Origin of the sequence: Corallococcus praedator (genome assembly GCF_003612125.1) — a bacterium.
GTDB classification, from domain to species: domain Bacteria; phylum Myxococcota; class Myxococcia; order Myxococcales; family Myxococcaceae; genus Corallococcus; species Corallococcus praedator.
In genome coordinates this window covers 1-18705 of the sequence record NZ_RAWI01000089.1, presented here as the reverse complement: position 1 = coordinate 18705, position 18705 = coordinate 1, and the positions used below count along the sequence as shown (strand labels likewise).

General features: G+C 69.2%; 16 protein-coding genes. 4 read left to right on the top strand and 12 right to left on the bottom strand.

Annotation, left to right across the window (positions count from 1 at the left end):
* Positions 1–11 precede the first annotated feature (11 nt).
* The 9 genes from D7Y13_RS14400 to D7Y13_RS14360 form a co-directional block, all read right to left on the bottom strand.
* Positions 12–1325, bottom strand: a complete 1314-nt coding sequence (locus D7Y13_RS14400; RefSeq protein WP_233595620.1) for an efflux RND transporter periplasmic adaptor subunit — start codon at positions 1323–1325, stop codon at positions 12–14.
* Positions 1326–1389: 64 nt separating this feature from the next.
* Positions 1390–2838 (bottom strand): HAMP domain-containing sensor histidine kinase, encoded by a 1449-nt coding sequence (locus D7Y13_RS14395; protein ID WP_120533733.1) that lies wholly within the window; start codon positions 2836–2838, stop codon positions 1390–1392.
* Complete coding sequence (locus D7Y13_RS14390; protein WP_120533734.1) at positions 2835–3572, bottom strand: response regulator transcription factor; 738 nt, start codon at positions 3570–3572, stop codon at positions 2835–2837. Before D7Y13_RS14390 ends, D7Y13_RS14395 begins: the two co-directional genes overlap by 4 nt.
* Before the next feature lie 234 nt (positions 3573–3806).
* Entirely contained in the window at positions 3807–5324 is a 1518-nt protein-coding gene (locus tag D7Y13_RS14385; RefSeq protein WP_120584083.1) for an acyl-CoA synthetase, read from the bottom strand.
* 67 nt (positions 5325–5391) lie between these two features.
* Positions 5392–7380: an esterase/lipase family protein gene (locus D7Y13_RS14380; RefSeq protein ID WP_120584082.1), complete on the bottom strand. Its 1989-nt coding sequence runs from the start codon at positions 7378–7380 to the stop codon at positions 5392–5394.
* A gap of 134 nt (positions 7381–7514) precedes the next feature.
* Positions 7515–8570: an alpha/beta hydrolase gene (locus tag D7Y13_RS14375; RefSeq protein ID WP_120533737.1), complete on the bottom strand. Its 1056-nt coding sequence runs from the start codon at positions 8568–8570 to the stop codon at positions 7515–7517.
* Between the two features lie 45 nt (positions 8571–8615).
* Positions 8616–10172 carry an AMP-binding protein gene (locus tag D7Y13_RS14370; RefSeq protein ID WP_120533738.1) on the bottom strand — a complete coding sequence of 519 codons (1557 nt, stop codon included), beginning with the start codon at positions 10170–10172 and terminating at the stop codon, positions 8616–8618.
* 36 nt (positions 10173–10208) lie between these two features.
* The gene (locus D7Y13_RS14365) at positions 10209–11204 is read right to left on the bottom strand and encodes a 3-oxoacyl-ACP synthase III family protein (protein WP_120584081.1); all 996 of its coding nucleotides are present in this window, start codon (positions 11202–11204) and stop codon (positions 10209–10211) included.
* Between the two features lie 9 nt (positions 11205–11213).
* Positions 11214–11957, bottom strand: coding sequence for a TetR/AcrR family transcriptional regulator (locus D7Y13_RS14360; RefSeq protein WP_120533740.1), 744 nt, complete (start codon positions 11955–11957; stop codon positions 11214–11216).
* Positions 11958–12235: 278 nt separating this feature from the next.
* On the opposite strand from D7Y13_RS14360, the gene D7Y13_RS14355 reads away from it, so the two are divergent.
* From D7Y13_RS14355 to D7Y13_RS14345, 3 genes are all read left to right on the top strand, one after another.
* On the top strand, positions 12236–12706 hold the full coding sequence (locus tag D7Y13_RS14355) for an Lrp/AsnC family transcriptional regulator (RefSeq protein WP_120533741.1): 471 nt from the start codon (positions 12236–12238) through the stop codon (positions 12704–12706).
* A gap of 2 nt (positions 12707–12708) precedes the next feature.
* Positions 12709–13926, top strand: a complete 1218-nt coding sequence (locus tag D7Y13_RS14350; RefSeq protein ID WP_120584090.1) for an aminotransferase-like domain-containing protein — start codon at positions 12709–12711, stop codon at positions 13924–13926.
* Between the two features lie 172 nt (positions 13927–14098).
* Positions 14099–14845: an SDR family oxidoreductase gene (locus tag D7Y13_RS14345; protein WP_120533742.1), complete on the top strand. Its 747-nt coding sequence runs from the start codon at positions 14099–14101 to the stop codon at positions 14843–14845.
* Positions 14846–14870: 25 nt separating this feature from the next.
* Here D7Y13_RS14345 and D7Y13_RS14340 read toward each other — a convergent pair whose 3' ends face one another.
* Complete coding sequence (locus D7Y13_RS14340) at positions 14871–15287, bottom strand: winged helix-turn-helix transcriptional regulator (RefSeq protein WP_120533743.1); 417 nt, start codon at positions 15285–15287, stop codon at positions 14871–14873.
* A 166-nt stretch (positions 15288–15453) separates the two neighbouring features.
* On the opposite strand from D7Y13_RS14340, the gene D7Y13_RS14335 reads away from it, so the two are divergent.
* Positions 15454–16056 (top strand): malonic semialdehyde reductase, encoded by a 603-nt coding sequence (locus D7Y13_RS14335; RefSeq protein WP_120584089.1) that lies wholly within the window; start codon positions 15454–15456, stop codon positions 16054–16056.
* A gap of 316 nt (positions 16057–16372) precedes the next feature.
* On the opposite strand, the gene popD is transcribed toward D7Y13_RS14335, so the two are convergent.
* Together popD and popC are read right to left on the bottom strand one after the other, a co-directional pair.
* Positions 16373–16843, bottom strand: a complete 471-nt coding sequence (gene popD / locus D7Y13_RS14330; RefSeq protein ID WP_120584080.1) for a PopC secretion inhibitor PopD — start codon at positions 16841–16843, stop codon at positions 16373–16375.
* 60 nt (positions 16844–16903) lie between these two features.
* Positions 16904–18325 carry a subtilisin-like protease PopC gene (gene popC, locus D7Y13_RS14325; RefSeq protein WP_120533745.1) on the bottom strand — a complete coding sequence of 474 codons (1422 nt, stop codon included), beginning with the start codon at positions 18323–18325 and terminating at the stop codon, positions 16904–16906.
* Positions 18326–18705: the final 380 nt, after the last annotated feature.

Genomic DNA, 18705 nt, shown 5'->3' with positions numbered 1-18705 from the left:
ATGGTGAATGACTAGAACGGCCCGCCGCCGCGACGCATGCCACCGCCGCCGCGAGCGCCGCCCACCGGGCTCGCCGCCGCTGGAGGGGTGGACGTCGAACCGGCCGGCGAATTCGCGGCGGTGATGACGCGGTCGCCGTCCTTCAATTCGCCCTCCACCACCTCCGTGTACGTGCCGTCCGTCATCCCGGTGCGCACGCTCACGGGCGCGGGCTGGGGCGGCGCATCCTTCTGGCGGCGCAGCACGTAGAGGGTGCGGGACCCCTTCGCCGCCGGCTGCACGGCCTGCGCGGGAGCCCCCGGCGCGGGCGCGGGCCGGTAGCGCAGCGCCGTGTTGGGCACGGAGAGCGCCTGGTCCTTCTGCTGCGTCACGATGGTGACGTTCGCCGTCATGCCCGGCTTGAGCTTCAGGTCGGGGTTGGGCACGTCGAGGATGGCCAGGTAGGTGACCACGTTCTGCACCGTGATGGCTTCATTGCGGATCTGCCGGATGACGCCCTGGAAGTCCTCACCGGGGAAGGCGTCCACGGTGAAGGTGGCCTTCATGCCGGGCTGCAGCTTGCCCACGTCCGCTTCGGACACGCTGGTGTTGATCTGCATCTTGCGCAGGTCCTCCGCGATGGTGAAGAGCACCGGGGCCTGGAGGGACGCGGCCACCGTCTGGCCTACGTCCACGCTGCGCGAGATGACGATGCCGTCGGTGGGCGACACGATGGTCGTGTACTTGAGGTTCACCTCCGCCTCGTTGAGCGCGGCCTGCGCCTGGGCGACGGAGCCCTCCGCGGCCGTCACCTCCGCCTGACCGCTGGCGGCGGCGGACTCGGCCGTCTCCAGCTCCGACTGGGAGATGAACTGCTGGGCGCGCAGCTCCTTCGAACGCGCGGCCTGCTTCTTCGCCACGTCCGCGTTGACGCGCGCCTTCTGGAGGTTCGCGCGAGAGGCCGTCATGTTCGCCTTCGCCCGGTCCAGCGCGGCCTGCACCAGCTGCGGGTCGATGCGGGCGATGACCTGCCCCTTCTTCACCTCGGAGTTGTAGTCGACGAACAACTCCTGGATGCGGCCCGACACCTGGCTGCCCACCTGCACCGTCACCAGCGCCGCCACGGTGCCGGTGGCCGTCACCTTGGCCATGAGCTTCCGGGACTCCACGGGCGCCGTCTCGTAGGTGATGACGTCCGCCTGACGGGAGGCACGCACGCGCCAGAAGACGACCAGCGCGGCCACCACCAGGACTCCCAGTATCCAGGCCCAGCGCGGCACCCCGCGCTTGCGACCCTCGTCCTCTTCCAATGGCACCGGCGCCAGGGCCGGCGCTTCCCGCGGCATCTCGCTCAAGGCCTTCATGCCCCTTGTTGTATGTTCTGAAATGTTTCGGCGAATCTCGTCTCTATTACGAAAGATGACCCGCGACGAGGCGGCCGTCCGGTGTGTCCGCCGCCCCGGTGGCTGGCAGCAGGACGCGGGCGGTGGTGCCCTGCCCCGGCTGGCTCTCCAGCGTCAGGTGGCCCCCGTGCGCGGCGATGATGCGCCGGACCAGTGCCAGTCCCAGGCCCACCCCACCCGTCGTGCGGGCGCGGCTGCGGTCGGTGCGGAAGAAGGGCGTGCCCACCCGCGCCAGGTCCTCCGCGTCGATGCCGATGCCCTGGTCGCGGATCTCCACCTGGACGCCGTCGCCCTCCGTCCGGGCGAGCAGCCTCACGGTGGTGCCGGCCTCCGAATATTTCCCCGCGTTGTCGAGCAGGTTGTCCAGCACGCGCCGCAACAGCACGGGGTCCGCCTCCAGCCCGGGGAGCGTCCCGTCCACCTGGACCTCCAGGCGGTGCTGCGGCCGCGCGGCGCGAAAGCGGGCGGCGGCCTTCTCCAGGAGCGCATTCGCATCCACGTGCTCCAGACGCAGGGGCGGCGCGGCGCCGCTGGCGCCCTCCGTCACCAGCTCCAGACGTGACGTGGTGAGCACGTCCTGCACCAGGCGCTCCAGCTCCGCCAGGTCCTCGGTGATGTCGGGGAGCAGCTCCCGGGCCGTCTGCGCGTCGCCCTCCGCTGCCAGGTCCAGCGCCACGCGGATGCGGGACAGGGGCGTGCGCAGCTCATGCGACACGTTGGCGAGCAGCTCCTTCTGCGAGCGCAGGAGCTGGGTGATGCGGCCGGCCATCTCGTCGAAGGCCTCCGACACGAGGCCCAGCTCGTCGTTGCGGCGCAGGCCCGCGCGCACGTCCAGCCGTCCCGCGCCGAAGGCCCGGGCGGCGGAGGCCAGCTTCTTCAAGGGGCCCGCGAGCGTGCGCGCGAAGGCGACGGAGGTGATGGCCGTACACGCCAGGACGAGGCCCACGATGATGGCCGTCTGGCGGTCTCCGTCGGGAGGAGGCGGCGGTGGGGGCAGCGTCACGGAGGCATAGACCTGGATGGGCCCTGGATAGGGGCTCACCACCAGGAGGCCCCTTCCGGCGCCACCGGGGCCGGGGAAGGGCCCGGGAGGCCCCTTCCGGGTGACGCGCGAGGTGACGTGCAGCTCTTCGGCGCTGAGCGCGGGCGAGGGCTCCGGCCGGGTGTTGCCGAGCAGCTCGCCGTTCACGTCGCGCAGGGTGACGCGCATGCCCATGCGCTGCTGCGCGCGGCCGAGCGAGGCCTGGAGCGCGGCGGGGTTGTCGCGCAGGGCGGTCCACTCGTCCACGAAGTAGGACAGCTCGTCGTCGAAGCGGTTGCGCCAGGCCTCGTTGCGCAGGAAGTCCCGCGCGAGCATGAGCGAGAGGGCCACGAGGACGATTTGAATGACGCCCACCAGGTAGATGCGGGCGAGCAGTCCGGTAGGGAGGCGGAAGAAGCGACGGGCGTTCTTCACGGCTCCGCCTCGGTCTCGGTGGCCAGCATGTAGCCGGCACCGCGGACCGTCTTGAGCAGGCGCGGGTTTCGGGGGTCCACCTCCAGCTTCTGGCGCAGGCGGAAGATGTGCACGTCCACGGAGCGGTCGAACACCTCGTCCGCGCTGCCCTTCACCAGGTCGAGCAGCTGCTCGCGGCTGAGGACGCGGCCGGCGCGCTCCGCGAGCACGCGCAGCAGGCTGAACTCGTAGGTGGTGAGGGACAGGGGCTTGCCGTCCAGGGACGCGCTCAGGCTGCGGGGGTCCAGCACCAGCCGGCCCGCGTGCACGGGGTGGCTGGTGGGGCCCACCTTGCCCCGGGCGCGGCGCACCTGGGCGCGGATGCGGGCCAGCAGCTCGCGCGACGAGTAGGGCTTGGGCAGGTAGTCGTCCGCGCCGGACTCCAGGCCCAGGACGCGGTCGGCCTCCTCGCCGCGCGCGGTGAGCATGATGATGGGCACGTCGGTGCGGGTGCGCAGCTCGCGGCAGACCTCCAGGCCGTCACGGCCGGGGAGCATCAGGTCCAGCAGGATGACGTCGTAGGTGTGGCGGGACGTCTGGGCGAGCGCGTCGGTGCCGGACGCGGACACGGTGACGATGATGCCGTGCTCCTGCAGGTAGCGGGCGGTGAGCCGGGCCAGGCGTTCGTCGTCCTCGACGAGCAGCACCTGGATGGTGGCTTCCTCCGAGGTCGTGGGGCGGGGGGTCATCTCCATGGGTCGGTCTCCCGGGATGCGCACCAGAGGCGGAAGTGGGGACCCGGGCTTCTCTCCAAAAAACCGGAGCCCCACCGTCCGCCTCCAGCACGCACACCCAACCTGACACCCCCATATTTCCTGGGGGCTTCCGCTTCATGACCAAATATTACGGACGCATGTCCGGCCGGACATACAGAGGGCCCCGGAAGCGCCATCCCGCGCCTGGGGAGGACGACCGTCACGGACGGAAATTCAGTCCAGACCGTGCGACAGGCCGAGCGCCCGCCGGTCCACCTTGCCCGCCGGTGTACGAGGCAGGGCGGTGAGGAGGCGCAGCGTGCGGGGCAGCTTGTAACGGGCGAGGCGGCCCTCACAGAAGGCCTGGAGCGCTGGGAGCGTGGGGGCGGTGCCGGGCCGGGGGACAATGAGGGCGCGAGGGACCTCCCCCCACTTCGGGTCGGGCACGCCGATGACGGCGACCTCCGCGACGTCGGGATGGCCGGCGAGGACGCTCTCCACCTCCGAGGGGTGGATGTTCTCCCCGCCGGAGATGATCAGGTCCTTGCGCCGGCCCTCGATGCGGAAGAAGCCCGCCGCGTCACGCGAGGCCAGGTCGCCGGTGTGGAGCCAGCCCTCCACGAAGGCCCGAGCGGTCTCCTCCGGGTTGCGCCAGTAGCCCGCGCACAGGTGGGGGCCGCGCAGCAGCAGTTCGCCCACGTCGCCGGGGCGCTGCTCACCGTCAATGCGCGCTTCGACATGGAACAGGGGGACGCCGACGAAGCCGGGGTGGGAGCGCACGGCGTGGGCAGGGAGGAAGAAGTTGTTGGGTCCCGCTTCGGTGAGGCCGTAGCCGGTGCGGAAGAAGAGGTAGCGGGAGAAGAAGCGCTCGAAGACGGGGGCGGGACAGGGGGCGCCGCCGCTGATCAGCAGCTTGAGGCGGGAGAAGTCCACCGCGTCGAAGCGAGGGTGGCGCTGCATCTCGATGAACATGGTGGGCACGCCGAAGACGACGCTGACGGAGCCCGAGTGGATGAGATCGAAGGCCTGCTCCACGTCGAAGCCCCGGCACACGACGGAAGCCCCGCCCACGTACACCAGGGGCAGCGTGAAGACGTTGAGGCCGCCGGTGTGGAACAGGGGCGCGTTGAGCAGCGCCACATCGTCCTGGGTGAGGCCCCAGCTCACGACGGTGTTCGCGGCGTTCGCGGTGAGCGAGCCATGGGTGAGCACGGCGGACTTCGGCAGGCCGGTGCTGCCCCCGGTGGAGCACAGCACCCACGGCGAGTCGGGCTCCACGTCGATGACGGGCAGCGCACGGGACGCAGGCAGGTCGTCGCGTGAAGCGAAGGAGCGCTCCCCGGGAAGCGGATCCGCCAGGGGGATCCAGTGAAGAACCCGGGGCAGCAAGGGGCGCAGCGCGTCCACCTGCGAGCGGAACTCCGGCCCGAAGAAGACGGCCTGGGGTTCAACGTCCGCGAGCAGCCCTCGCAGCTCCGTCACGCCCAGGCGCCAGTTGAGGGGCTGAAGGGCCGCGCCCAGCTTCGCGCAGGCGAACAGCAGGTCCAGCGTCTCCACGCCGTTGTACGCCAGCACGGAGACCCGGCGCCCAGGCGTCACGCCCAGGTCGAGCAGCAGCAGCGCCGTCCGGTGCGCCGCCGCGTTCCACTCGCGCCACGAGATGCGGCGTCCGCCACGAAGCGAGTCGATGAGCGCCACGCGCTCCGGAGCGAGCGACGCCCGCCGGGCCAGCCAGTCATGAACGATGGGCATGGAGCAGACCCGGCATGAAGAAGCACGGGCGCGAAACGCGCGCCCGTGCTCCGGTGGCTACGTCACATCAATCCCGCGAAACGAAGTGCGCGGAGATCTTGTTCCACACGGCCGGCGTGATGCCCATGCTCAGGTGGTCGTACGCCATGCCCTCCTGCTTCGCGTCCGCGGTCTTCTTCGCCGCGGTCCAGCCCTGGGTGAGCTGGGTCATCGCCGCGATGCTCGCCTCGAACAGCACGCCGTCGCCGCGCGGCGCGGACGTCGTGGACGTCATGCCGTCCGTCTCATAGGGCTGCGCGCCAGCCGCCGTGCCGTAGAGCACGTAGAGCGACGGCAGGCGCGTATCCAGGCCGTGCTCCGCCAGCCGGGTGATGAACTTGCCGCCCATCTCCATCGCCGTGGCGATGCCCAGGCCCTGCATGATGCGGTACTTCGCGTAGTTGGAGATGTTGTAGCCCTCCGCGTTCTGGTTCGTGTTGTACGCGTGGTACGCGAAGCACGGCGAACCGGCGGGGTCATACGCGGTGGTGCGGCACACGCGGTGGTCCGTCGCGTCCATGTAGCCTGCGGCGATGAACGGGTTCAACGGGTTGTAGATGAGCTTCGAATCCAGCCACGGGAAGTAGCGGTTCTCGTTCGGATCCACGCTGTCCCACGACGACGCGCTGCGGTCCGGAATCGGGTACGTGCCGCGCAGGTCGTACGCCGCCTGGAGCTGGCCCGGGAACGCCGTCACGTACTTGCCGCTGTCGTTCACCGCGCCGAACAGGCTCATGTTGTATTCGTCGAAGTTGAACGCGCTCGCGGACAGGCCCTGGGTGGTGTTCAGCGACTGGAGCGTGCTCGCGGACACCGGCGCGCCCGTGCTGCTCAGGCCCGTGATGTTCGACAGGTAGATGCGGCGGAAGAAGTCCGGCCACATGCCGCCGGAGCCCTCGCACACGCTCTCCGCATACGGGTTGTTGTACCAGGGCACGTCCGAACCCCAGGTCACGCACTGGAACGCGGAGAAGTACGTCCACGGCATCGGCCCACGGCCCACCGGCGCGTTCGCCGACGTGCTCGCGATGGTCAGCGTGTGGATGGGGTGGCGGAAGTTCAGATCGATGCCCTTGTGCGGACCGGACAGCGGCACGTACACGCGCACGGAGTCGTCATACGCCGGCACCTGCGACGCCTGCTCCTTCGCCAGCCGCTCGAAGAGCCGCGTGGTGCTGAAGCCGCCCCACGTCGCCGCGTTGGCCATCCACGGATCCACCGCCAGCACGCCCTTGCTCCACGCGACGACGTCCACCCGCGCCACGCCCGGGTGCAGCGCCTTGATGCGTTTGACCGCGTTGGCCACGTGGATGGCGTGGTTGTAGTTGTCGCCGTGGAACGAGCCGAACGTCACCGCGTACACACAGCGGCCCTTCGACTCCAGGTCCTGCACCAGGCCCGTCTTCTGGGCCGCGTTGCCGTACGAACCGCCCGAACCGTTGTTGCCGTTGGGGAACATCCAGACGTTCGCGTCCTGGATGGCGCCGTGCACCAGCAGCGTCGGCGTCAGGTTCACGTTGCAGGTGCGCGCCGCCGTGGCCCGGCCCTTGTGGAGCAGCACATAGCGCGCCGCCGGCTTGGTGGGCCCGACCGCGGGACAGGTGCTCCCCGCCGTCGTGGCACAGCTGTTCGAGTAGGCGAGGTTGAAGCCGTCCACCAGCTGCTGGTTGAGCGAACCGAAGTACGTCGCCAGCGGGTAGTCGCTGGACTGGTACGTGTCCTGGTAGCGCAGCTTCTGGGTGCGCGGGTTGTAGTACTCGCTGCGGAAGCGCTGGCGTCCCTCCAGCAGTTCAATCTGCCCCCACGACCACGCGGGCGGCGTCAGCGTGCCCACCACGGTGTAGCTGTTGGTCGGCGTGGTGACCGCGTCGAAGTAGGGCGCGAGGTCCGCGTCCAGCGGAGCCTCCGCCGTGCCGACGGCCGCCTCCACCGGAGGCGCCTCCGACGCAGGGGGTTCTGCCCCGCAACCTGCCATCAGCAATGCGGCCGTGAGCGACAACGTCCAGGTGCTTCGCATGCGGACCTCCGGGTGGGTGAAGAGGGTGCGGCGACAGCAGACGTGCGACAGGGAAACCCCGGTGCGCGGGCGCGCCAAGGGCCACCGGGGTCGTCCCGGAAGGCCCTCCGCGCCTCACCGCGCGTCAGGAATGACTAGCGGGCGTGCTCCCGCAGGAAGGGCGTGAGCAGGGCTTCGAACTCCTGCGTCTTCTCCAGGTGCGGGCTGTGGCCCGTGTCGTGGAGGACGACCTCGCGGAAGCGGCCACCGTTCTTCGCGTAGCGCTCCATCACGCCGCGCATCTGCGACACCATGGGCTGCGGCGGGTACTTCTCCTCCCCGGGCCAGCCGGGCACCGCGCCCAGCTTGCCCAGGAAGCCGAAGTCGAACAGTGACGTGTCGGAAACGATGGCGTCGTCCGCGCCGCGGATCCACAGCACGTCCGGCCCGTTCTTCAACGCCGCGAAGGACGACGTGTTGTAGTAGCGCGGCGCCATGGCGTTGTTCATGCCCGTGGTGCCCGGCGCCACGCCCGGCCAGTTGTCGGACTTCGTGAAGTTGCCCGGGTACAGCTCGTCCGACACGTGCGTGTTCAGCACCGAGTCCAGGAGCATCTCCTCGTCCGGGTGACGGAACGGCGGCTTCACGTAGCAGCCGTTCATCACGTTGCGGGGCGACGTGGGCGTCTCCGTGGAGCGGTCCTTCGACTTCAGCCGCTGCACGAAGTCCGGGTTGGCCGTGCCACCGCCGGAGCCCGCGAAGTCCGCCCAGCACGGCGTGCCGTCCGCGTCCTTCGTGCCGCCAAAGCCATAGGGCGACAGGGGCGCTTCCACCACGATGCCCGCCACGCGCCCCGGATGGTCCAGGGACAGCTGCATCACCATGCCCGCGCCGGCCGAGTGCGCCACGAACACCGCGCGCTTGAGCGACAGCGCATCCATCAGCGCCAGCAGGTCGTCGCTGAAGTCGCGCATGCCGCGCGTCGCGTCGATGGTCTTGGGCTCCGTCTCCCCGTAGCCGCGCATGTCCGGCGCGATGCCCCGGAAGCCCTCGGGCAGCGTCTTCATCAGCGATTCGAAGAACGCGGAGGAGGAACAGTTGCCGTGCACGAAGATGACCGGAAATCCCTCCTCGCCCACCAGCCTCGCGCGCACCACGAGCCGTGCCGTGGGGATGTCCCGCTTCTCGACCTTCCTGGAACTGTCAGCCATGTGCGCCGCTCCTGGTTGAATTGATTGAAGAGAGGATACCGTCCGTCACGAGGCGTCGCGCGCGTCCGCCGCGATGGCCTGCTCGCGCAACTCCCGCTTGAGGATCTTCCCCGCGGGCGACACCGGCAGCGACTTCACCAGCTCCACCCGCTTGGGCACCTTGAAGCGCGCCAGCCGGCCCTTCAGGTGCTCCAGCAGCGCGTCCGCCGTGGCCGTCGCGTCCGCCTTGAGCACCACGTAGGCGCGGCCCGCCTCGCCCCACTTCGCGTCCGGCACGCCCACCACCGCGCATTGCTGCACCGCGGCGTGCTCGTAGAGCACCGACTCCAGCTCCAGCGGGTACACGTTCTCTCCACCGGAGATGAACATGTCCTTCTTGCGCCCCGCGATGGTGAAGAAGCCTTCGGCATCCACGCGCGCCAGGTCTCCGGTGTGGAACCAGCCGCCCGCGTCGATGGCCTCCTGCGTCGCGGCGTCGTCCTCGAAGTAGCCCGAGCACATGGACGGGCCCTTGAGCACCAGCTCGCCCACCCCGCCCACGGGCACGTCCTGGCCCGCGTCATCCACCAGCTTCGCGTCGATGAAGTAGTTGGGCCGGCCGATGGAGCCCGCCTTCGACACCGCGAACTCCGGCCCCATGCTGAAGATGCCGGGTCCGAACTCCGTCATCCCGAAGCCCTGCTTGAAGGGCACCGGGTGCACCGCCTGCCACGCCTGGAGCAGCGGCACCGGCAGGGGCGCCCCACCGCTGGTGACGAAGCGCACGGAGGAGAAGTCCGTCCCGCGCCAGCGCGGTGAGTCCATCAACTGCTGGTACTGCGTAGGCACCGCGAAGAAGAGCGTCACCTTCTCCTTCGCGACCAGCCCCAGCATCTCGTCCGCGTCCCACCGCCGCATCAGCACCACGGTGCCGCCCACGGTGAGCAGCGGCAGCGTGTACACGAGCAGTCCACCGGTGTGGAACAGCGGCGTGTGCGTCACCGTGACGTCGCCCTGGCGGATTTCATGCACCAGCGTGTTGAGCGTGTTCCACGCCACCATCCGGTAGGACACCTTCGCGCCCTTGGACTTCCCGGTGGTGCCGCCGGTGAAGATGAGACAGAGGATGTCCTCCTCGCTCACCGCATCATTCGTGACCGGGGCCGCGGTCACGTGCTCCAGCACCTTCGCGTAGGCGTCCGCCCCCGGAAGCCCCTGCGCATCCAGCGCCACGAGGCGGAGGCCGTCGCCCACGTGCTCACGCACCTGGGCCGCCGCGTCGCGGAAGTCATCCCCGAACAGCAGCACGCGCGGGCGGACGGAGCGCACGCCCTCGGTCAGCTCCGCCGCGTGCAGCCGCCAGTTGTAGGGCACGAAGATGGCGCCCAGCTTCCCGCACGCGAAGAGCAGATCCAGGTGCTCCACGCCGTTGAGCGCGACGATGCCCACGCGGTCGCCGCGCTGCACGCCGGCCACGTTCCGCAGCCAGCCCGCGAGCGCCGTGGCGCGCGCGTTCATCTGCCGGTAGGTGAAGCGGCCCGCGTCCTTGCGGGCCACGTCCACCACGGCCACCGCCTCCGGCCAGTAGAGGGCGCCCCGCCCCATCCAATCCCCGATGAACATGCGCGTACCTCCTGGCTGTGTCTTCGAGGGTGGAACTTAAGCCGTCCAGCGGTAGAGCGCGGACGCCATGGCCAGGCCGCCGCCGCTGGCGCAGAAGGCCACGAGGTCGCCCTTCTTCACCTTGCCCTGCAGCACCGCGTCGTCGAGCGTCATCGGGATGCAGGCGGAGCCCGTGTAGCCCCACTTGTCCATCGTGTAGTGCGCCTTGGCCATGGGCTGGTTGAGCGCCTTCATGGTGGCTTCGATGGTGCGCAGGTTGAGCTGCGTGAAGACGAACAGCTTCACGTCATCCAGCGTCTGGTCCGCGCGCTTGAGCAGCGTGTCCAGCAGGATGGGCCAGCGCTCGGTGTTGAACGTGGAGGGGAACTTGCGCACGAACTGCACCGCGGGCTTGCCGTCGGTGAGCTTCAGCGTCTCCGCCGTCGCGGGCCGGTTGGTGCCGCCCGTGTAGATGCCCAGCGCGTCGTGGTACTCGCCGTTGGCCAGCAGCTTCGCGCCCAGGAAGCCCGGCTTGTCGGACGCGCCCAGCACCACCGCGCCCGCGCCGTCCGCGAACAGCGTGCAGGTCTTCTTGTCCTTCCAGTTCACGTACCGGGTCATCCCGTAGGCGCCCACCACCAGGATGCGCTGGTAGCTGTCGTCCGCCGAAATCGTCTTCGACGCCACGTCCAGCGCCGTCACCCAGCCCGCGCACGCCGCGTTGATGTCGTAGGTGCCCGCGTTGATGGCGCCCAGCTTCGCCTGCACCACCGACGACGTGCCGGGGCTCAGGTAGTCCGGCGTGTCGCTGGCCACCAGCACCAGGTCCAGGTCCTTGGGGTCCACCTTCGCGCGGGCCAGGGCCTCCTTCGCGGCGGCCACGGCCAGGTCGCTCGTCGCCTGATCATCCGCCATCACGTGGCGCTGCTTGATGCCCACGTTCTGCTGGAGCCACTCGTCCACCTTCTCGCCGAGGATGGCCTCCACGTCGGCGTTGGTGAGCAGCTTCTCGGGGACGTAGCGGCCGGTGGACAGGATGTTCGCGTAACGCATGGCGGTGTTTCAGCTCCGGGGGCCGCGCGCCGGACGGCGGGGCCTGGGGGAAGGAGACGAAGGAGACGCAGGAGACTTCGAAGGGGACTTCGCGACGGCCTTGGGGGCCTTGGGGGCCTTGGGCGGCGGGACGGCCTTGAGGACGGGAGCGCCGGAGGGCAGGCCGTGGGTCAGGAGCGTCATCGCCGTGTCGAGCACGCGCTCCAGGCCCATGTCCTCCTCCCAGAGCACCCAGCGCATGCCCAGGAAGTCGCCAATGCCCATCAGGCAGTAGGCGAGCGCCTCCGGATCCATGCGGCGCACCTCGCCGGCGTCCATGGCCTGCGTGAGGCCGCGCACGTAGCCCTTGGCGAAGCGGTCGTAGTAGCGGCGGTAGCAGTCAGCGTCCACGAACTCCGCCTGCCGCACCACGCGGTAGAGGTTGGGGTGCTGGCGCACGAACTGGAAGAAGGCGCGCAGGCCCTCGCGCTCCACTTCCAGACGCGTGGTGCACGCGACGGTGGACTCCGCGATGAGGCGGCGCAGGCGCGCGCCCAGCTCGTCCACCACCTCCACGAAGATGGACTGCTTGTCCGGGAAGTACACGTAGAAGGTGCCCAGCGCGACGCTGGCCTTGCGCGTGAGGTCCGCGATGGACGCACGCTCGTAGCCCTTGTCCCCGAACACCGCCTCCGCCGCCTTCAACAGCTTCTGCCGCGTCCGCTGGCCACGCGGCGTCACCGGGACTCGTTCTGAAGTTGAAGGGCGATTCATCTTTCAGGACGGGTAGCACCCGCCCGACAACCTTGTCAAAAGCCGTTGGATGGCTCCTTGCGTCAAAGACAGACATGAACGCGGAGCGTCAAAGCCTCGCCGTCCAAGGCCGGAAGGGCGGGCGGGCAGGCGCCAGAACAGGACGCGGGAGGTCGGGAATCCGACCCTTTGCGCCGCCCTACAAGTTTGCACACCAACGGACTTGCAATCCTGAGCGGGGGCATATAACTTCACCGTCGCTCACCCAAACGACCTATAAAAATAAGGTCAGATGCCCCATGGACGCCCTGGATTATCGCATCTTGGACATGCTTCAGCGCGATGGCCGGGCCACCCAACTGGAGCTGTCACGGGGAGTGAAGTTGTCCCAGCCCGCGGTGGCCGAGCGCATCCGCAAGCTGGAGGAGCGCGGGGTCATCACCGGCTACACGGCGCGGGTGGACGCGACGCAGCTGGGCAAGGACATCACCGCCTTCATCGGGGTGAGCATTGAACACCCCAAGCACTTCGAGGGCTTCGCCAAGAAGGTGGCGGAGCTGCCGGACGTGCTGGAGGCACACCGGGTCGCGGGCCAGGACTCGTACGTGTTGAAGGTGAAAACGGACAACACCCGGACGCTGGACGTGCTGCTGGTGGAGACGCTGCGCACCATCCCGGGTGTCACCCGCACGAGCACCACCATCGTCCTGTCGACCTTGAAGGAGGACACGCACGTGCGTGTCCCCGAAGCGAAGTTGAACGGAGAATGAACATGAGCGCGGACGCTATGAGTGCCCCCCTGCCCCCTCCTCCGGCCTACCGGCTGTCCCAGCGCATGTCCCGGATGAAGACGTCCGCGGTGCGGGAGATCCTCAAGATCGCCGAGCGCCCCGACATCCTCTCCTTCGCCGGCGGCCTGCCCGCCCCGGAGCTCTTCCCGCTGGAGGCCATCGCCCGGGCGTTCGAGGAGACGTTCGCCACCGAAGGCCGCGCGGCGCTCCAGTACAGCACCACGGAGGGCTTCGCCCCCTTGCGCGAGTGGATCTGCTCGCACCTGGCCAGGAAGGGTCACCACACCCACGCCGACCAGGTGCTCATCACCAGCGGCTCGCAGCAGGGCCTGGACCTCGTGGGCAAGGTGCTGCTGGACCCCGGCGACCTGGTGGTGGTGGAGGACCCCAGCTACCTGGCGGCGCTCCAGACCTTCGGCGGCTACGAGGTGGACTTCGCCACCGTGCGCAGCGACGACGCGGGCATGGACACGGATGACCTGGCCGCGCTGGTGAAGAAGCGCCAGCCGAAGCTGCTCTACGTCATCCCCAACTTCCAGAACCCCAAGGGCACCACCCTGTCGCTGGAGCGCCGCAAGGCGCTGGTGCGACTGGCGCAGGAGCACCGCTTCCTCATCCTGGAGGACGACCCGTACGGCGAGCTGCGCTTCCGCGGAGAGCACCTGCCGTCGCTCGCGTCGCTGGACGACCAGGGCGTGGTGCTGTCGCTGTCCACCTTCTCCAAGACGCTGGCCCCCGGCCTGCGCCTGGGCTGGGTGACGGGGCCGCGCGCGCTGCTCAAGGCGCTCACCATCGCCAAGCAGGCAACCGACCTGCACACCGCCACGCTCGCCCAGCGCGCCACCGCGCGCCTGCTGTCAACCTTCGACTACGCGGGCCACATCGCCGCGCTGATGCCCGTCTACGCCGAGCGCGCCAACGCCATGCTCGCCGCGCTGGAGCAGCACATGCCCCAGGGCACGAAGTGGACCCGGCCCGACGGCGGCATGTTCCTCTGGGTGGAGCTGCCCGGCGGGCTGGACGCGGCCACGCTCCTGCCCCGCGCCGTCGAACAGAAGGTCGCCTTCGTCCCCGGCGCGCCCTTCTTCGCCACCGTGCAGCAGCCCCAGTTCATGCGCCTGAACTACTCCAACCGTCCGCCCGACCTCATCGCCGAGGGCATGCGCCGGCTGGGCTCCGTCATCTCCGACGCGCTGTAGGAATCAGGCCCGCGCGCGCCCCGAAAGCCCAACGCACCGCGTTGATGGCCGGGGCGCCCGGGGGGCCTGGAAAAAGTTGAAGGTCGATTCAGGTTTCAGCCTCCTCGGCGCTGGAAAGCGCCGGGGCGGTGTGCGTACCCTGCGCGCGTTTTCGACGCTCAAGGAGAGGCACATGCAGCTGAAGGACCTGAAGATCATCGTGACGGGTGGCGCGCAGGGCATGGGCGCGCACTTCGCCCAGCGCATCCACGAAGCGGGCGGCCAGGTGGCCGTGGGCGACGTCAACGAGGAGCGGCTGGCGGAGCTGCCCAAGGGCATCCACCGCCGCAAGCTGGACGTGTCCAACGAGCAGGACGTCATCGACTTCGTGTCGTGGGCCCACGGTGAGATGGGCGGGCTCAACGGCCTCATCAACAACGCGGGCATCCTGCGCGACGCGCTGCTGGTGAAGAAGGACCGCACCACCGGCCAGGTGAAGAAGCTGTCCACCCAGGACTGGAACGCCGTCATCGGCGTCAACCTCACGGGCGCCACGCTGATGGTGCGCGAGGTGGTGACGAAGATGGTGGAGACGGACCAGCGCCCCGGCGTCATCGTCAACATGTCGTCCATCGCCCGGCACGGCAACCGCGGCCAGTCCAACTACGTGTCCGCCAAGGCCGCGCTCGCCGCGAACACCGTCACCTGGTCGCGCGAGTTCGCCCCCTTTGGCATCCGCGTGGGCGCCATCGCCCCGGGCATGATTGAAACGCCCATGACGCAGGGCATGAACCAGAAGGCCCGCGACGCGCTGGTGGCCTCCATCCCGGTGAACCGCATCGGCCTGCCGGAGGACATCTGGGTGGCGGTGAAGTTCGTCATCGAGTGCGACTACTTCAACGGCCGCACCATCGACGTGGACGGCGGCCTCAACTTCTAGGCCCGCCCCACCCTGCTCCGGAAGCTCAGGCCGTCTTGCGCTTCCGGGGCGCGGCCCGCGCGGACTTCGCGTCCCGGCTCGCCGGCTTCGCGGCGGGCTTCACGTCCGGCTTCGGCGCGGGCTTCACGTCCGCCCACTGCTCCGCCCACTGGCCCAGTTCGTGGAAGACCTTCCAGAACGCCTGCCCCTTCTCCGTCAGCCGGTACTCGGAGCGGATGGGCGGGCCGGGGTCCACGTGGCGCTCGATGACGCCCTCGGCCTCCAGCTCCTTGAGCCGCTCCGACAGGACGCGCTCGCTGATGCCGCCAATGCGCTCCGTCAGCTCCCCGAAGCGGCACGGCCCGTCCAGCAGGATGCGCAGGATGATGCCCGTCCACCGGCGGCCCAGCAGCTCGGCCGCCGTCAGGAACCGTTCGCACAGCGGGCGTAGGTCGTCATGCATCGTCGCGCCTCCTGCCTGAGTATAGCCCCCGCCCTCCCCTTCCCGCAGGAACACGCACCGGCATCTACTTACTTTTAGGAAGTTACTTGCAAAATAAAAGCACCCCCGCTACCCATGGGCCATGGCGGGCGCGGATCGCGTCCGCCTCCGCGAAGGGGACACACCGATGGAAGCGACGAACACCGCCCTGGACGCAGGCGCCCTGGCGCAGCTCTTCACCGAGGCCCGCACGCACAGCGGCTGGCAGGACCGGCCGGTGACGGACGACACCCTGCGCCGCATCTACGAGCTGGCGAAGATGGCGCCCACCGCGGCCAACACCCAGCCGGTGCGCCTGGTGTTCGTGAAGAGCCGCGAGGCCAAGGAGCGGCTGAAGCCCGCGCTGGCCGCGGGCAACGTGGACAAGACGATGCAGGCGCCCGTGACGGTCATCGTGGCGCACGACACCGCGTTCCACGAACAGATGCCCAAGCTGTTCCCCGCGCGCGACATGAAGAGCTACTTCGCGGCGCTGCCCCCGGAGGCGCGCGAGTACACCGCCGTCCAGAGCGGCACGCTGCAAGGCGCCTACGTCATCCTCGCCGCCAGGGCACTGGGGCTCGACTGCGGCCCCATGGGCGGCTTCGACAAGGCGAAGACGGACGAGGCCTTCCTGCAGGGCACCGGCTGGAAGTCGAACTTCCTCATCAACCTGGGCTACGGCGACCCGGCGAAGCTCTTCCCCCGCAACCCGCGTCTGTCTTTCGAGGACGCCTGCCGCATCGACTAGTCCGTCCAATTCCAGACGGAAGAACCCAACCAGGGTTCAGTGGCATTCAGCCGCCACAATCCTGAGTTTCTAGGTTAATCAGGAAGAAGCAGCCCCGCCGTCGGTTCCACCGGGACGAACAGGGCGCGGGGCTTCTTCCCAGGCGGATGGAAGCGCTCCCCCAATGCGAGCCGCTTCTCTTTCGCGAGGCGGCTTGGACCGCCTGAGGGCCGCCTTCCGTTACAAGGGAAGCGGGGCTCGCGGTCTGACGGAAGCACGCTGGCCGCGCCCATGGAGGACGCGGGGCTTGTGACTGGAGGCTTGCGGCAGGGACTTTCTAGTACAGCCGTTCGAGCGGCATCATCGTGCCCGCCTCGAACTCCGGCGCGCGGCGCAGCTGGTCCAGCACGCGGGGCGCACAGCGCACGTGCAGCATGGGCAGGGAACCGCCCGGCTCGCTCATCGCGCGCACGGACCCCATGAGCTTGTTGGCCTCCAGCCAGAGCATGAAGCTCTCGCGGAAGCGGGCGCTCTCCGCCTTGCCTGCCTGATAGACCTCCGCGCGCGAACGCACGGGTGCCCGCGCGGCGGCCGCACGACCCCTGGGGGGCGCGGCTTCGCGAGGCATCACCGTCACGTCGATGTCGCCACCCTGCTGGGGAACGTCGCGCTCCGGCGCGTAGCCGGAGCCCGGCAGCATGTGCACGGAGCCGCCGCCGCTGCCCGGCAACGGACGCACGGCGGCGACGGAGGACATCCGGGTCGACATGTCACCTGCTTCGCCCGGCACGCCATTCTTCCTGCTCATGGCCAACATCCTCTCCCGGGTCCGGTGCTCACCTGGCACCGGCCCCGGTCAACTACCGCGTCACCTGAAAACAGCCAGGCCCTTCCCCGTCCGGTGATTCGCCGAGCGAGGAAGCTTGATGGCATTGGCCAGGATTAACTCTCTCACTTCCAACGCCGTCAAGTCAGGGGCACGGCAACGATACAGTGCAGCAATACCCGCGACATAAGGCGCCGCCATGCTCGTGCCACTCATTCGTTCATAGAACGCCTGATTATTGCAGCGGCGTTCAGTAGACGAATACACGTTCACCCCGTAGCCCATGACATCAGGCACGACGCGCCGCCCCACTGCGCCGCTGGCCGAGAAAGTGGCCACGGTGCGCTCGAAGTCGACTGCCCCCACAGCCAGTGCTTCAGGAAAGGCCGCTGGGTAACCAACCGTGTTCGGCCCACTGTTACCCGCCGCGACAACTGGCAGCACGTTGCTGTCCAGCAGTCGACGCAACATGGTCTGCAGGGCGCGCTGATTCAGCAGGTAGTCCGCTTCGGAGATTCCGGGCGGCGGCTGCAGCGGGAAGCCCAGCGACAGGTTGACGACGGCGGGACGTGAGGCGTTCTCCGGCGCGCTGAACTGGTGGAGCAGCCACTCCATGCCGGCGGCCACGCGGCCCAGGCTGGTGCGGATGGTCTCCGATTCGATGACGGACGCGGCGTACAGGTCCACCTCCGGCGCGACGCCGTGGTGCACGCCCGCGGCGATGCCGCACACGTGGGTGCCGTGGCCGTCCGGATCGAAGCCGCGCACGTCGCGCGCCGGGTTGTGGGGCGAGTTGGGGAAGAGCGAGACGTAGCGGAACTGGATGGTCTTGCTCGCGTGCTCCGGGTGGTCCGCGTCCACGCCGGTGTCCAGGATGCCCAGCATCACGCCGGCGCCCCGGATGCCCTGGGCGTGCGCCAGGGGGACACCGGATTCGTCGGGCCACTCACGCTGCGCGAGCGAGCTCATGCCGCGGTTGCGCGGTCCCGTCTGTCCGGCCGACACCGGGCCGGGGAAGGACAGGGGCACCACGTCCGGGATGAACTCGAAGTCCTCCGCCAGCTCCCCGCGGGCCGCGTTCTCTGCGTCCACGGAGTAGAAGTGCGCCATGGTGGCGCCGATGAGGGGCATGAAGCGGTAGCTGCCCGCCTCGGAGCCGGTCTGCTCCGTCACGGCCGCGCCCGGCATGGGCACGGTGCTGGAGTCAGCGCCGCGCGTGGGCGCGCTCTTGCGGCCTCCGCGCTTGCGGCCCTTGGGCTCCTGGCCGCTGATGGCCGGCTTCATGCCGGGCAGGGTGGCTGAACGCAGGCCCAGCGCCGAGAGGGCGTCCGGTGCCTTCTGCGCGCCGCTGAAGCGCAACGCGGTGCTGCGAACGAGGACGCGCTCGCCCTGTGCCGTGCCACGTACACCCGGCCGGGCCTGCGTCTCGATGGACTCCTTGGGTACCAAGAGAAAAGACTTCATGGATGGTGTGCTCCTTGGACTACCAATCCGGCCCGGGGCTCCGAAGGGAGGAGAGCACCCGCGTAAGGACCGCGCCCACCTGGGAACCCTGACACGCCCTTCGGGTCCCGTGGGGTTGGCTCCAGGCTGCGCCTGGAAGCCCTGTCATCGTCTGCCCTCCCCTCTCCCCGCTGGCGGGGCCAACCCTGGGATTTGACCCCGCGCCCCTGACAAAAGTTCGCGGGATTTCCTTAATAGACACCTCTTGTCTGGTGTCTCGGTCCTCACTCGGCTTCCTCGAACCTCCGGAAAGGCAACGGATTCCCTCCGCAGGACGAGAGGAGTGCCCGGGGGCGCACAGCCACTCTGTCGACCAGTGGATGTGGGGAAGGGGCAGGCAG

Bases quoted from the DNA above. Each gene is read 5' to 3' on its own strand.
- D7Y13_RS14400 (WP_233595620.1), bottom strand. From the start codon at position 1,325: ATGCCGCGGGAAGCGCCGGCCCTGGCGCCGGTGCCATTGGAAGAGGAC.
- D7Y13_RS14390 (WP_120533734.1), bottom strand. From the start codon at position 3,572: ATGGAGATGACCCCCCGCCCCACGACCTCGGAGGAAGCCACCATCCAG.
- D7Y13_RS14385 (WP_120584083.1), bottom strand. From the start codon at position 5,324: ATGCCCATCGTTCATGACTGGCTGGCCCGGCGGGCGTCGCTCGCTCCG.
- D7Y13_RS14380 (WP_120584082.1), bottom strand. From the start codon at position 7,380: ATGCGAAGCACCTGGACGTTGTCGCTCACGGCCGCATTGCTGATGGCA.
- D7Y13_RS14375 (WP_120533737.1), bottom strand. From the start codon at position 8,570: ATGGCTGACAGTTCCAGGAAGGTCGAGAAGCGGGACATCCCCACGGCA.
- D7Y13_RS14370 (WP_120533738.1), bottom strand. From the start codon at position 10,172: ATGTTCATCGGGGATTGGATGGGGCGGGGCGCCCTCTACTGGCCGGAG.
- D7Y13_RS14365 (WP_120584081.1), bottom strand. From the start codon at position 11,204: ATGCGTTACGCGAACATCCTGTCCACCGGCCGCTACGTCCCCGAGAAG.
- D7Y13_RS14360 (WP_120533740.1), bottom strand. From the start codon at position 11,957: ATGAATCGCCCTTCAACTTCAGAACGAGTCCCGGTGACGCCGCGTGGC.
- D7Y13_RS14355 (WP_120533741.1), top strand. From the start codon at position 12,236: ATGGACGCCCTGGATTATCGCATCTTGGACATGCTTCAGCGCGATGGC.
- D7Y13_RS14350 (WP_120584090.1), top strand. From the start codon at position 12,709: ATGAGCGCGGACGCTATGAGTGCCCCCCTGCCCCCTCCTCCGGCCTAC.
- D7Y13_RS14345 (WP_120533742.1), top strand. From the start codon at position 14,099: ATGCAGCTGAAGGACCTGAAGATCATCGTGACGGGTGGCGCGCAGGGC.
- D7Y13_RS14340 (WP_120533743.1), bottom strand. From the start codon at position 15,287: ATGCATGACGACCTACGCCCGCTGTGCGAACGGTTCCTGACGGCGGCC.
- D7Y13_RS14335 (WP_120584089.1), top strand. From the start codon at position 15,454: ATGGAAGCGACGAACACCGCCCTGGACGCAGGCGCCCTGGCGCAGCTC.
- popD (WP_120584080.1), bottom strand. From the start codon at position 16,843: ATGAGCAGGAAGAATGGCGTGCCGGGCGAAGCAGGTGACATGTCGACC.
- popC (WP_120533745.1), bottom strand. From the start codon at position 18,325: ATGAAGTCTTTTCTCTTGGTACCCAAGGAGTCCATCGAGACGCAGGCC.